The sequence below is a fragment of the Streptomyces sp. NPDC085927 genome, assembly GCF_044540975.1.
GTDB classification, from domain to species: Bacteria; Actinomycetota; Actinomycetes; order Streptomycetales; family Streptomycetaceae; genus Streptomyces; species Streptomyces hirsutus.
In genome coordinates this window covers 1-13,414 of the sequence record NZ_JBITSN010000024.1, presented here as the reverse complement: position 1 = coordinate 13,414, position 13,414 = coordinate 1, and the positions used below count along the sequence as shown (strand labels likewise).

The 13,414-nt window shown below is 69.6% G+C and carries 13 protein-coding genes; 8 read left to right on the top strand and 5 right to left on the bottom strand.

Annotated features, from left to right (window positions below; translation table 11 throughout):
* Window positions 1-225 precede the first annotated feature (225 nt).
* Window positions 226-2,760 (top strand): FHA domain-containing protein, encoded by a 2,535-nt coding sequence (locus ACIF80_RS35170; protein ID WP_399812572.1) that lies wholly within the window; start codon window positions 226-228, stop codon window positions 2,758-2,760.
* Window positions 2,761-2,873: 113 nt separating this feature from the next.
* Here ACIF80_RS35170 and ACIF80_RS35165 read toward each other — a convergent pair whose 3' ends face one another.
* The gene (locus ACIF80_RS35165; protein WP_399812447.1) at window positions 2,874-3,620 is read right to left on the bottom strand and encodes a transglycosylase SLT domain-containing protein; all 747 of its coding nucleotides are present in this window, start codon (window positions 3,618-3,620) and stop codon (window positions 2,874-2,876) included.
* Window positions 3,621-4,084: 464 nt separating this feature from the next.
* On the opposite strand from ACIF80_RS35165, the gene ACIF80_RS35160 reads away from it, so the two are divergent.
* From ACIF80_RS35160 to ACIF80_RS35150, 3 genes are all read left to right on the top strand, one after another.
* Window positions 4,085-5,266, top strand: a complete 1,182-nt coding sequence (locus tag ACIF80_RS35160) for a GAF domain-containing sensor histidine kinase (protein ID WP_399812444.1) — start codon at window positions 4,085-4,087, stop codon at window positions 5,264-5,266.
* The gene (locus tag ACIF80_RS35155; protein ID WP_055596021.1) at window positions 5,259-5,900 is read left to right on the top strand and encodes a response regulator transcription factor; all 642 of its coding nucleotides are present in this window, start codon (window positions 5,259-5,261) and stop codon (window positions 5,898-5,900) included. Before ACIF80_RS35160 ends, ACIF80_RS35155 begins: the two co-directional genes overlap by 8 nt.
* A 247-nt stretch (window positions 5,901-6,147) precedes the next feature.
* Window positions 6,148-6,393 (top strand): chaplin, encoded by a 246-nt coding sequence (locus tag ACIF80_RS35150; protein WP_326751940.1) that lies wholly within the window; start codon window positions 6,148-6,150, stop codon window positions 6,391-6,393.
* Window positions 6,394-6,521: 128 nt separating this feature from the next.
* On the opposite strand, the gene ACIF80_RS35145 is transcribed toward ACIF80_RS35150, so the two are convergent.
* Entirely contained in the window at window positions 6,522-7,310 is a 789-nt protein-coding gene (locus ACIF80_RS35145) for a hypothetical protein (RefSeq protein ID WP_399812441.1), read from the bottom strand.
* 151 nt (window positions 7,311-7,461) lie between these two features.
* On the opposite strand from ACIF80_RS35145, the gene ACIF80_RS35140 reads away from it, so the two are divergent.
* The 3 genes from ACIF80_RS35140 to ACIF80_RS35130 all read left to right on the top strand — a co-directional run bounded on the left by ACIF80_RS35140 (window position 7,462) and on the right by ACIF80_RS35130 (window position 9,990).
* Entirely contained in the window at window positions 7,462-8,259 is a 798-nt protein-coding gene (locus ACIF80_RS35140; RefSeq protein WP_399812438.1) for an ABC transporter ATP-binding protein, read from the top strand.
* Window positions 8,260-8,423: 164 nt separating this feature from the next.
* Entirely contained in the window at window positions 8,424-8,855 is a 432-nt protein-coding gene (locus tag ACIF80_RS35135) for an NfeD family protein (RefSeq protein ID WP_399812435.1), read from the top strand.
* Window positions 8,856-9,036: 181 nt separating this feature from the next.
* Window positions 9,037-9,990 carry an SPFH domain-containing protein gene (locus ACIF80_RS35130; RefSeq protein WP_399812433.1) on the top strand — a complete coding sequence of 318 codons (954 nt, stop codon included), beginning with the start codon at window positions 9,037-9,039 and terminating at the stop codon, window positions 9,988-9,990.
* 121 nt (window positions 9,991-10,111) lie between these two features.
* Here the strand turns inward: ACIF80_RS35130 and ACIF80_RS35125 are convergent, their stop codons facing one another.
* From ACIF80_RS35125 to ACIF80_RS35115, 3 genes are all read right to left on the bottom strand, one after another.
* Window positions 10,112-10,618, bottom strand: a complete 507-nt coding sequence (locus ACIF80_RS35125; RefSeq protein ID WP_055573809.1) for an HNH endonuclease — start codon at window positions 10,616-10,618, stop codon at window positions 10,112-10,114.
* 194 nt (window positions 10,619-10,812) lie between these two features.
* Window positions 10,813-11,352, bottom strand: a complete 540-nt coding sequence (locus tag ACIF80_RS35120; RefSeq protein WP_399812430.1) for a YbhB/YbcL family Raf kinase inhibitor-like protein — start codon at window positions 11,350-11,352, stop codon at window positions 10,813-10,815.
* Between the two features lie 43 nt (window positions 11,353-11,395).
* Window positions 11,396-12,178, bottom strand: a complete 783-nt coding sequence (locus ACIF80_RS35115; protein ID WP_399812428.1) for a sporulation protein — start codon at window positions 12,176-12,178, stop codon at window positions 11,396-11,398.
* Between the two features lie 162 nt (window positions 12,179-12,340).
* Here ACIF80_RS35115 and ACIF80_RS35110 point away from each other — a divergent pair, with 162 nt between their 5' ends.
* The gene (locus ACIF80_RS35110; RefSeq protein WP_399812425.1) at window positions 12,341-12,982 is read left to right on the top strand and encodes a DNA-3-methyladenine glycosylase; all 642 of its coding nucleotides are present in this window, start codon (window positions 12,341-12,343) and stop codon (window positions 12,980-12,982) included.
* The last annotated feature ends 432 nt before the right edge of the window (window positions 12,983-13,414 follow it).

Below are 13,414 nucleotides of genomic sequence, written 5' to 3'. Positions count from 1 at the left end.
CCGCTCCCGCGGCGAGGTGGCCGCGCATGTCCCCCTCGCGTGGTTTACCACTCTCCGGCCCGGTTTCAACACCGTCAACGACGGCGGTCGAAGCATCGGGCGCCCGCTTCGCAAGGCCCGACTTCCGGTCGGAGGGCCGAGCCTGAAATAGTTCCCCCCGATGTTCGACATCCCTAGACTCCCTGCGATGGGGGAAATTCGGGGGACAACTCAGTGGGGCATGGAGTGCCGGAACTCGTACTGGAATCAAACGGACGGACCTGGACGCTCGACCCGTCCAGGTCGTACACCCTGGGACGCGATCCGCAGGGGGACGTCGTGGTGGACGATGCCAGGGTCTCCTGGCGGCACGCCACCATCAGCTTCAACGGCCGCAGTTGGGTCGTCGAGGACCATGGCAGCACCAACGGCACGTTCGCGCAGGGCCAGCGGATCCATCATCTGGAGATCGGCTCCGACACGGCGCTGAACCTGGGCAACGCGAACGACGGGCCGCGTGTGACCCTGTCCGGCGCCGCGGCCCCGGCCGCCTCGCCGCAGGCGCAGCCGCAACAGCCGTACGCCGCGCAGGGGGTGCAGGGGGCGACCCCGGGGTGGGTCCAGCAGGGGCAGCAGCAGGCGCAGGCCCAGGGCGGCCGGCAGCAGCAGCCTTCACAGTCGCCGCCGCAGCAGCGGCCCGCGCCGCACGTGCCGCAGCAGCAGGGCCCCGGGGGCGCCGCGGGGGCGGCGCCGATGTACGGCGACCGCAGCCCGACCACGTTCCACCAGTTCTCGCTCGGCCGCGTGATGCGGATCGGCCGTGCCCTGGAGAACGACCTGGTCGTCTCCGACCTGCAGGTCTCCCGCAACCACGCCGAGTTCCACTCGACGCCCGACGGCCGCATGGAGATCCGCGACCTGGGCTCGCACAACGGCACCTACGTCAACGGCATGCCGATCGCCAAGGGCGGGACGCAGCTGCTCGGCCCGACCGACATCGTCGGCGTCGGCCACTCGACGTTCCGGATCGTCGGTGACCGGCTCGAGGAGTTCGTCGACACCGGTGAGGTGTCCTTCTCCGCCCGGCACCTGACCGTCACGGTCGACGGCGGCAAGCAGATCCTCAAGGACGTCTCCTTCGGCGTGCCCGAGAAGTCGCTGATCGCGGTCATCGGCCCGTCCGGCTCCGGCAAGTCGACCCTGCTCAAGGCGCTCACCGGCTACCGGCCGGCCGACCGGGGCGAGGTCCTCTACGACAACCGGAACCTCTACAAGCAGTTCGCCGAGCTGCGCCAGCGCATCGGTCTGGTCCCGCAGGACGACATCCTGCACAAGGAGCTGACCGTCAAGAAGGCCCTCAAGTACGCGGCCAAGCTCCGCTTCCCGGCCGACACCACGGCCGCCGAGCGCGATGCCCGCATCGACGAGGTGCTGCGCGAGCTGAAGCTCGACATCCACAAGGACAAGAAGGTCACGTCCCTCTCCGGCGGCCAGCGCAAGCGGGTCTCGGTGGCACTGGAGCTGCTCACCAAGCCGTCGCTGATCTTCCTGGACGAGCCGACCTCGGGTCTCGACCCGGGCATGGACCGCGATGTCATGCAGCTGCTGCGCGGACTCGCCGACGACGGGCGCACCGTCCTCGTCGTCACCCACTCCGTGGCCGAGCTGGCGATCTGCGACAAGCTCCTGGTGATGGCGCCCGGCGGCTCGGTCGCCTACTTCGGCCCGCCCGACGAGGCGCTGAACTTCTTCGGCTACGACACCTGGGCCGACGTCTTCTCCGCATTCGAGAACTACCGCGACTACGACTGGGCGGGCCGCTGGAAGGGCTCGCAGCACTACCAGATGTACGCCGCGGACATCGACGCGGTCGCGCCGCAGTCCGTACCGGCCCCCCAGATGCAGGCGCTGCGGCCGCCGAAGCCGCAGGGCTGGATGTCGCAGTTCGTCACACTGGTACGCCGCTACGTCTCGGTGATCGTCTCCGACAAGGGCTTCCTCGCCCTGACGGTGATCTTGCCGGCCGTCCTCGGCGCGGTCAGTCTGCTCATCGACCCCGACAAGGGACTGCTGCCGAACGCGCCCAACGCGGCCGGCCAGATCCGTCCCAACGGCACCGCCGCCACGGTCCTGCTGATCCTCGCGGTCGGCGCCTGCTTCGCCGGCGCCGCGAACTCCGTACGTGAGCTGATCAAGGAACGGGTCATCTACGAGCGGGAACGCGCGACGGGGCTGTCCCGCTCGGCGTATCTGATGTCCAAGGTGTTCGTGCTCGGCATGGTCACCGTGCTGCAGGGCCTGATGGTCGGCGTCATCGGTTTCTCCAGCCGGGAGATCCCCGAGGAGGGGCTGGTCCTCGGCGGCTTCACCCTGCTCGAGCTGTCCATCCCGATCATGGCGCTGGGCTTCACCTCGATGATGTTCGGCCTGATCATCTCCGCGCTGGTGAAGACCGCCGAGAAGACCATGCCGCTGCTGGTGATGTTCGCGATCATCCAGGTCGTGTTCACCGGCTGCCTGTTCGCGCTGCACGGCACGGTCGGCGTCAACCAGTTCTCGTTCCTGATGCCGTCGCGCTGGGCGGTCGCCGCCTCCGGTGCCACGCTGGACTTCAACCTGGTCAGCCCGCCGGAGACCCCGGGCGACCCCGATCCGCTGTGGGAGCACACCGCCGGGACCTGGCTCATGGACATGGGCGCGCTCATCGCCCTCGGCGTGGTCTGCGGCTTCTTCGTGGCCCGCTTCCTGCGCCGGCACGAGCCCGAGGTCATGCGCAAGTGACCGGTGCGGCCGCCCGCGCGCCGTACGCCCCGAAGGGCGGCACCCTGTCAGGAGGGTGCCGCCCTTCGGCGTGTCCGTTCGCTTCAGGCCGCGTGAAGAGGTCCGCGCCGACCTCAGTACGCGCTGTAGACGTTGTCCATGGAGCCGTACCGGTCGGCCGCGTAGTTGCAGGCGGCGGTGATGTTCGCGACCGGGTCGTAGATGTTCTTCGACGTGCCCGGGACGTGGTACGCCGCGAACGTGGGCGGGATCACCTGCAGCAGACCCTTGGACGGGATGCCGTTCTGGGCGTTGATGTCCCACAGGTTGATGGCCTTCGGGTTGCCCGAGGACTCCCGGATGATGTTGCGGTGGATGCCCTCGTACGAGCCCGGGATACCACGCTTGTCCATGATGTCCAGCGACTCACGGATCCAGCCGTCGAGGTTGTCGGCGTAGCTCTTCGGGGCGGACTCGCCGGCGACGGCGCGCTTGTCCCCCCAGTGGCGGTCGCCGGAGCGGCTGGCCGCTTCCCCGGTCTCTCGCTCCTGCTCTGCCTGCTTCTTCGCAGCGGCCGCGGCGGCCTTCTTCTTGGCCGCGAGATCGGTGGCTGCCTGCTTCTTCGCCGCGATCAGCTCGGTCTTCACACCGGAGTCGGCCAGTTGGTCGGTGATGGTGCCCTTGACGTCCTTGATCGGCTCGGTGCTGTACGAGATCCGCGCGACGGAGGCCGCCTCGCTCGTGGTGGTCGTCGAGGCGTCGCTCGGCGTGGCCGAGAAGCCGATGGCGGCGGCACCGAAAGCGGCGACACCGGCGACGGCGATCTTGTGATGGCGGTTCAACGCACGGGCATGACCACGGGTGAGGAAGTTCTTCGACATGAGTGGGAGACCTCTTCGACTAGCGCGGAGGTCGCTCAACGTCCGGTGGGGACAGGGGTTCTTCCGGCACGAACGCCGTGGGGGACATCCCACGGCGCTGAGCGACGGGAGCCATTCTTAGCGGCCGCAAAATGGCGGGGCAAAGGTGTGACGTACGAAGGCGGATAGTGGATCAGGGTAGGGGCATGAGGGGCGAATCGGACATACGCCCCGCCGAGATGCCCCTTTTTTCTCTCCTATTCACCTTCGTACGTGATGTACGCCCTATGCCTGGCCTCACACCGGGCACCCGCAATCCTCACCGAGAGTTGCTGAAGCAAGCCGCTCTGTGAGGGGTCTCGGCCGGTGCTGCGGCAGGCCGTCGGAGGGCTCCCGGCCGGCCCGAGGTCCTACGACCTTGGGCCCGGGTCACCGCCGCCACCGGACGGATCCGCGGTGGCGGGACCCGCCGGTACCGTGAGGACATGAGCCACGGTCCCCCGTCCGGCCTCGCCGCGGTGAGCACCGCGCTGCTGGCCATGAGCCGGCACCTCGAGGTGCGCGACGTCCTCAAGACGATCGTCGCCTCGGCGCGTGAGCTGCTCGACGCCCAGTACGCCGCGCTCGGCGTCCCCGACGACCACGGAGGCTTCGCCCAGTTCGTCGTCGACGGAGTCAGCGACGGACAGTGGAAGGCCATCGGCCCCCTCCCGCGCCAGCACGGCGTTCTCGCCGCGATGCTGCACGAGGACGGACCTCAGCGCCTCGCCGACGTGCGCAAGGACCCCCGCTTCGGGGGCTGGCCCAGCGCCCACCCCGACCTGGTCGACTTCCTGGGACTGCCCATCCGCGACGGCGACGAGGTCATCGGCGCCCTCTTCCTCGCCAACAAGCTGAGGCCCGTGGGGGGACACCCGCCCCGGGCCCCGGGCGGTCCCGAGCCGGACGGCATCTGCGGATTCACCCAGGACGACGAGGACGTCCTCGGCATCCTGGCCCAGCACGCCGCGATCGCCCTCACCAACGCCCGGCTCTACGAGCGCAGCCGCGAGCTGACCATCGCCGAGGAACGTTCCCGTCTCGCACACGAGCTCCACGACGCCGTCAGCCAGAAACTGTTCTCCCTGCGCCTCACCGCCCAGGCGGCCGCCCGCCTCGTGGACCGCGACCCGTCCCGGGCCAAGGGGGAACTCCAGCAGGTCGCCGCACTCGCGGCCGAGGCCGCCGAGGAACTGCGCGCCGCGGTCGTCGAGCTGCGCCCCGCGGCCCTCGACGAGGACGGCCTCGTCGCCACCCTCCGCACCCAGGTCCAGGTCCTCGACCGCGCGCACAGCGCGCGCGTGACCTTCACCGCCCACGGGGTGCGCGCCCTGCCCGCCACCCAGGAGGAAGCGGTGCTGCGCGTGGCGCAGGAGGCGCTGCACAACGCGCTGCGGCACGCGGAGGCCGACCACGTCGACGTCACCCTGGAACGCAGGGGCAACGGCGCCGTCCTGCGGGTCGCCGACGACGGCAAGGGCTTCGACCCGGGGATCATCCGCCGCGCGGGACGCCATCTCGGCCTGGTCTCCATGCGCGACCGGTCGAGCGGGGTCGGCGGCAGCCTGACCGTGGAATCGGCGCCGGGCAAGGGCGCCACGATCGAGATGGAGGTTCCCGGTGGCTGACGCGATCAGGGTGCTGCTGGTCGACGACCACCAGGTGGTCCGCCGGGGCCTGCGCACCTTCCTGGAGGTGCAGGACGACATCGAGGTCGTCGGCGAGGCCGCGGACGGCGCCGAAGGAGTCGCCCTCGCCGGCGAACTGCGGCCCGACGTGATCCTGATGGACGTCAGGATGCCGGGCATGGACGGCGTGGACGCACTGCGCCGGCTCCGCGAACTGGACCATCACGCGCGCGTGCTGATCGTCACCAGCTTCACCGAGCAGCGCACCGTGGTCCCGGCCCTGCGCGCGGGCGCCGCCGGATACGTGTACAAGGACATCGACCCCGACGCGCTCGCCGGGGCCATCCGCTCCGTGCACGCCGGGCACGTCCTCCTCCAGGCCGAGGTGGCCGGTGCCCTGCTGGCCCAGGAGGAGACCCACTCCGGCCAGGGCCGCGCCGGTTCGCTCACGGAGCGGGAACGCGAGGTGCTCGGCCTCATAGCGGACGGACGCTCCAACCGGGAGATCGCCCGCGCCCTCGTGCTCTCCGAGAAGACCGTGAAGACCCACGTCTCGAACATCCTGATGAAACTCGACCTGTCGGACCGCACCCAGGCCGCCCTGTGGGCCGTACGCCACGGGCTGAGCACCTGAGCCGGAGCACTCGGGTGCTTCCGGGCATCCGGGCACTCGACCAGCTGCCCGGCGGCCGGGCACATGACGTCCGGCGCCGTGAGATCCGGGGCGGTGACGTCCGACGCCGGGCGGATGGTTCCCCTCCGGTCCGAGATTCATACCGTCGTGGGAATGTCACCCGGATGGCGCATCCTTCTTCGGCCCCCGCCGTTGTCCCGTACGTACCGCGGCGCCTGCCGCGGGGACCGCGAGGAGGGCTCGGAAAGTGAAGAACCTGAAGAAGGCAGCGGCCGTGACGATGATGGCCGGCGGACTGCTGGCCGCCGGTACGGGCATGGCCTCCGCCACCGACGGCGCGCACGCCGACGGCACGGCCGTGGGCTCCCCGGGCGTCGTCTCGGGCAACGTCATCCAGGTCCCGGTCGACGTCCCGGTCAACGTGTCCGGCAACAGCGTCAACGTGATCGGCCTGCTGAACCCCGCCTTCGGCAACGTGGCGGTCAACGGCTGACGCCTGTCATCGAACCGGTGACGACCCCGGCCTCCCGGCCCCACCCGGGAGGCCGGCCGGCGTTGTCGTCGCCGTCCGGGGCACCGGAGCCGTAAGGACCGTTCCCCCGGGCACCGGCGAACCGGCACTCACCCGACGCCCCGCTCCCGCTCCTCCACCACCGAGTTGTACGCGGCGACCTGCGCCCGCCGGGCCGTGCGCTCCACCGGACGCAGAGCCTCCCCGCGGGCCGCCATCTCCGACGCGCTCACCGCGCCCCCGTGCCCGTTCGTACGGGCCAGCGAGACCAGCGCCCCGACCCGCTGCGCCAGCTCCAGCACCCGCACCGCCCGCGGCGGGTATCCCGGCGCCAGCACCTGACGCCCCGGCTCCGCCCGCGCCCGGTAGGCGTCGATCGCCGCCTCGGCCACCGGCCCCGACCCGGCCACGTCCAGCCGCGTCAGGACCTCGGTCGCCTCCCGCAGCGCCTCCGCCAGCTCCCGCTCCGCCTCGCCGAGGGAGGGCACATCGGCGGGCGGCGCCTCCCGCACCGGCAGACAGTGCCAGAGGACCTCCACATGCACATCGCCCTCGGGCCCGGCCTCCCGTACCCGGGGCACCAGCCCCAGGGCGGACCCGTGAGCGACCACCGCCTCCCCGGCCTCCAGCGCCCGCGCGTTGAACTCCGGCGGCCCGCTCAGCCCCAGCGGATGCCCCGGCGTGGGCAGCGCGATCCGCAGCCCGGTCACCCCGAGCGCCCGCAGCCGGCCCAGCGCCAGCGTGAGGCCCACCGGCGCGGGCTCGCCCGGCAACCCCTCCACCCGGTGCACCGCGTCGTCGCCGACGATGGCGAGCACGGCGTCATCAGGCGAGACAAGACCGGAGAAAAGGGCATTTCCCCATGAGGTGAGACGTCCTGAACGTGGTTCCGAGAGCATGCCCCCACCCTAAGGACCGGACCGATGGGATGTCCGGGCCGACCGGTGGCGTAGATTTCATGGAGGGCTGCGCCCACGGGGGCGGCGGACCGATCACAGGCGTACGACACAGCCGAGACCCGGCCACACTGCAAGGGGAGACAACGCGCTCATGAGCGATGTTCTGGAGCTTCAGGACGTATCCGTGGTCCGCGAGGGCCGGGCTCTGGTGGATCAGGTGTCCTGGTCGGTCAAGGAGGGTGAGCGCTGGGTCATCCTCGGCCCCAACGGCGCGGGCAAGACCACGCTCCTCAATATCGCCTCCAGTTACCTGTTCCCCAGCGCCGGCACCGCCACCATCCTCGGCGAGACCCTCGGCACCCCCGGCACCGACGTCTTCGAACTGCGCCCGCGCATCGGCATCGCCGGCAACGGCATGGCCGACAAGCTCCCCAAGAACCAGACGGTCCTGCAGACCGTACTGACCGCCGCCTACGGCATGACCGCCGGCTGGCAGGAGGAGTACGAGGAGATCGACGAACAGCGCGCCCGCGCCTTCCTCGACCGCCTGGGCATGTCCGAGTTCGTGGGCCGCGCATTCGGCACCCTCTCCGAGGGCGAGCGCAAGCGCACCCTCATCGCCCGCGCGCTGATGACCGACCCCGAGCTGCTGCTCCTCGACGAGCCCGCCGCCGGCCTGGACCTCGGAGGCCGCGAGGACCTCGTACGCCGCCTCGGCCGCCTCGCCCGCGACCCGATCGCCCCCTCCATGGTCATGGTCACGCACCACGTCGAGGAGATCGCCCCCGGCTTCACCCACGTACTGATGATCCGTCAGGGCCAGATCCTCGCCGCGGGCCCGCTGGAACTCGAGCTCACCTCCCGCAACCTCTCCCTGTGCTTCGGCCTCCCGCTGGTCGTGGAGCAGGTCGGCGACCGCTGGACCGCACAGGGCCTCCCGATGGCCTGAGGCCGACGGTCCGAACCGGCCCTGCACGGGGGAGAGTTCAGGGAGCAGGTCCGTGGGTTCCGGGACGCGCCGGGGCACGTCCCCCTCAAGAACCGAGCCGAGAAGGTCCGTTCACACCCCCGGCGCCCTGTCGGTGACAGGGTGCGCGGTCCTACCATGACCATGTGGACATCGACGCATGGCTCTGGTGGCTGATCGGCGCGGCTGTACTCGGCATCGCGCTGGTGATCACCGCGATGCCCGAACTCGGCATGCTCGCGGTGGGCGCCGTCGCCGCCGCGGTGGTCTCCGGAATCTTCGGTGGCGGCGCCGTGCTCCAAGTCGTGGTCTTCGCCGTCGTCTCGACCGCTCTCATCGCCGTCGTACGGCCCATCGCGAAGCGACAACGCGCACAACGCCCCCGACACGCCACCGGCGTCGACGCCTTGAAGGGCAAGCAGGCGGTCGTACTGGAGCGGGTGGACGGCTCCGGCGGCCGGATCAAGCTGGCCGGCGAGGTCTGGTCGGCACGCGCCCTCGACTCCGGTCATGCCTTCGAAGTCGGCCAGGAAGTGGACGTCGTGGAGATCGCGGGAGCCACGGCGATCGTCATGTGACCGCACGACCGACCGCACGAACCGCGCGGTCGACCTCGTACGACGTGCTCCCACGGGACAACAACTGGACCGAACGGCCAGCGAGTTGTACTACGGTCTGGCAGACTCGACCAGCAAGATCTTCAACACGCATAAGATCTTCCGAAGGCGCCGAGACGAAGAAGGGTACGGGGAACCGACGATGGAACCGGTCATCATCGTTCTGATCATCCTGGTGGTGTTGGTCTTCATCGCCCTGATCAAGACGATCCAAGTCATCCCGCAGGCGAGCGCGGCCATCGTCGAGCGCTTCGGCCGCTACACACGCACACTCAACGCGGGCCTCAACATCGTCGTCCCGTTCATCGACACCATTCGCAACCGGATCGACCTGCGTGAACAGGTCGTCCCGTTCCCGCCGCAGCCGGTGATCACCCAGGACAACCTGGTCGTCAACATCGACACCGTCATCTACTACCAGGTGACCGACGCGCGGGCCGCCACCTACGAGGTCGCCAGCTACATCCAGGCGATCGAGCAGCTCACCGTCACCACCCTGCGCAACATCATCGGCGGCATGGACCTCGAGCGCACCCTGACCTCCCGCGAGGAGATCAACGCGGCCCTGCGCGGTGTCCTCGACGAAGCCACCGGCAAGTGGGGCATCCGCGTCAACCGCGTCGAGCTCAAGGCGATCGAGCCGCCCACCTCCATCCAGGACTCGATGGAGAAGCAGATGCGCGCCGACCGCGACAAGCGCGCCGCGATCCTCCAGGCCGAAGGTGTCCGGCAGTCCGAGATCCTGCGCGCCGAGGGCGAGAAGCAGTCCCAGATCCTGCGGGCCGAGGGCGAGGCCAAGGCAGCGGCCCTCAGGGCCGAGGGTGAGGCCCAGGCCGTCCGGACGGTCTTCGAGGCGATCCACGCGGGCGACCCCGACCAGAAGCTGCTCTCCTACCAGTACCTCCAGATGCTCCCGAAGATCGCCGAGGGCGACGCCAACAAGCTCTGGATCGTCCCCAGCGAGATCGGCGACGCGCTCAAGGGACTGTCGGGCGCCATGGGCAACTTCGGTGGCTTCGGCGGTGGCGGCCAGGGCGGTGGCAACGGCAACTCGGGCGCCGCCACGGAGCGCCGGGAGAAGCCCTCCATCGACTGACCCGACGACGGGCCGTACGCGAACGGCAGTACGCGACCAGCAGTGCGGCGGGGCCCGCTTCCTTCGGGAAGCGGGCCCCGCCGCACTCGTACGAGAAGCAGGCTCTGGTGAGAAGCAGGATCTACGCCGCGGGCTGAGCCAGCCACTCCGGGAGCGCGTCCAGGTCCTCCCGCCCCAGCGCCAGCAGCATCGCGTCCGCCGGAGTCGGCTCGAACGGCTGCCGCAGCAGTGGCATCCCCGCCTGCTCCGGAGTCCGGTTCGCCTTGCGGTGGTTGTCCTCCGCGCACGAGGCCACCGTGTTCAGCCAGGTGTCCTGACCACCGTGCGACCGCGGGACCACGTGATCCACGGTGGTGGCCCGCCGTCCGCAGTACGCGCACCGGTTCCGGTCGCGCACCAGGACACCCCGCCTCGACCACGGCGCCCGTCTTCGGAACGGCACCCTGACGTATTGGCAGAGCCTGATCACCCGCGGCGCCGGTATGTCGACCGCGGCTCCCCGCATCCGCAGCTCGGGGTGGGCCTGCTCGACGACCGCCTTGTCCTGAAGCACCAGAACGACGGCCCGGTTCAACGTCACCGTCGACAACGGCTCGAAGCTCGCGTTCAGTACCAGCGTGTCCCGCATGTCAGCCCACCTTCCGTGCCCACCGGCCCACCCCTCGGCGGACTGGGATCAACTCTGGCCGGGCACGCCGAGATGGACAACGCAATATCTGCTGCTCCACGGGAGGTGTCCCCATCCCCGGCAACAAAAATGCCCGCCCCTGATCAATTCCAAGACCAGGGGCGGGCAAACGTTCCGTGAACGCCGGAATCGGGTCAGGAGCCGGCGGGCACCTCGTACTCACCGATCAGCTGGGCCCGCGCGAGCGTGTGGAACCGCAGGTTGAAGCCCACGACCGCAGGGGACGCGTCCGAGTCCGGACCGAGCTTCTCCTGATCCACCGCGTACACCGTGAACACATACCGGTGCGGTCCGTCCCCGGGCGGCGGCGCCGCACCGCCGAAGTCCTTGGTGCCGTAGTCGTTGCGCGCCTGAATCGCGCCCTCGGGCAGCCCCTCGAACCCGCCGCTGCCCGCCCCGGTCGGCAGCTCGGTCACCGAGGCCGGGATGTCGAACACCACCCAGTGCCAGAACCCGCTCCCCGTCGGGGCGTCCGGGTCGTAGCAGGTCACGGCGAAGCTCCTGGTCTCCGGCGGGAAGTCCGTCCAGCGCAACTGCGGCGAGGTGTTGCCGCCCGCGTGCACCTGGGCCTCCTGGAGCGTCGCGCCCTCCTCGACCTCCCTGCTCGTCACCGTGAACGACGGTACGGGCGGGTGGAAGTCATGGGGGAGCGGACGCCGCTCGAGCTCGGTCACCTCGGTACCTCCTGCTGATCGCCTACGTTCGGTGGAACCGAGCCTAGAACCAGTTCCGCTTGCTGCCGACCTCGGACAGCCACTGGTTGAGGTAGGCGGTCCAGTCGGTGCCCTGGTAGTCGTTCAGCCCCACCTTGAAGGACCGGAAGGTGTCGCTGCCCTCACTGAACAGACCGGGCTTCTTGTCCATCTCCAGCACGACGTCCATCGCCTGGTCGTCGGCCACGAAGGTCAGCTCGACCTGCTGCAGCCCGTGGTACTGCTGGGGCGGGAAGAACTCGATCTCCTGGTAGAACGGCAGCTGCTGACGCGTCCCCCGGACGTGACCGCGCTCCATGTCCGCGCTCTTGAACCGGAAGCCCAGCTGGATGAACGCGTCCAGGATCGCCTTCTGGGCCGGCAGCGGGTGCACATTGATCGGGTCCAGGTCACCGGAGTCCACGGCCCGCGCGATCGCCAGCTCCGTGGTCACGCCGATGTTCATCCCGCGCAGGGACTGTCCGTCGATCGTCGTGATCGGTGTCTCCCAGGGGATCTCCAGCCCGAACGGGACCGCGTGAACGGCGCCGGCCTCGATTTCGAAGGCGCCCCCGAGCCGAGACTTGGCGAACTCGATGTTCTGCTTGTACTCCTCGTCGCCGCTCTCGACCTCGACCTTGGCCTGCAAACCGACCGACAGACCCTCGATCTGCTGATTCACGGACCCGCCCTGGATCCGCACCTCACCCTGGACGACCCCACCCGGAACGACGTTGACCTCGTGCAGCACCGTCTCGACCGAAGCCCCGCCGGCTCCCAGGCTCGCGAGCAGCTTCTTGAACGCCATGTCTCTCCCCTTGTCGTTCTCTATCGCGTCGTTGCCACATGTGGACCTTCGATCCCTAACAACGCGATCCGGCTCTGGCCGGTTCCGTGTCCGTCACCCTTGCAAGCGCGGCGCCCTGTGACCACCCCGCGGCCGAACCCGCCTGGAGTACTCTCGGACGCCATGATCGCGACCCCCGACCGTACGCCCCTGCCCAGGGAGTTCTTCGACCGCCCCGTCCTCGAGGTCGCCCCCGACCTGCTCGGCCGGCTCGTGGTGCGTGCCACGCCGGACGGCCCGATCACCCTCCGTCTGACGGAGGTCGAGGCCTACGACGGCCCCAACGATCCCGGCTCCCACGCCTACCGGGGCCGCACCGCCCGCAACGGCGTGATGTTCGGTCCGCCCGGCCATGTGTACGTCTACTTCACCTATGGCATGTGGTTCTGCATGAACCTGGTGTGCGGGCCCGAGCACCGGGCGAGCGGGGTACTCCTGCGGGCCGGCGAGATCGTCGAGGGCGCCGAGCTCGCCCGTACCCGTCGACTCTCGGCCCGTAACGACAAGGAACTGGCCAAAGGCCCGGCCCGCCTGGCAACGGCCCTGGACGTGGACCGTTCCCTGGACGGTACGGACGCCTGCACCCCGGGCGACACCCCGCTACGGGTCCTCGCCGGCACCGCCGTCCCCTCCGAGCAGGTACGCAACGGCCCGCGCACCGGAGTCTCCGGCGACGGAGCCGCGCACCCCTGGCGCTTCTGGGTCGCCGACGACCCCACGGTGAGCCCGTACCGGGCCCACGTCCCGAAGCGCCGACGAAGTTGACTCCACCCTGGAAGATGCGTAATGTAGTCCGAGCCGCTGAGCCGGGTACGGCGTTCGCCTGCAGCCGGAAGCGGTCAACCCACTACTTAAGATCACCCTCAAAAGGGTCGAGTTCGTCATGTCCTCATGTCCGAATTTCGAACCGGGGAAGCCCGATTGTGAATCGAGCGAGGGGATCGGCTAACGTAGTGAACGTCGAAAGGCCGACGGGCGAAAACCCTAAAGCGTGCCGACGATCCTATCGACTGGGAATCAGGCCCGAAAGAGCCTGATAGAGTCGGAGCCGCCGGAAAGGGAAACGCAAAAAGCGGGAACCTGTCAAGGCGGAAAACCCCGGGGAAATCGGATCGGAAAGATCTGATAGAGTCGGAAACGCAGGACCGAAGGGAAGCGCCCGGAGGAAAGCCCGCGAGGGCGAGTACGAAGGAAGCG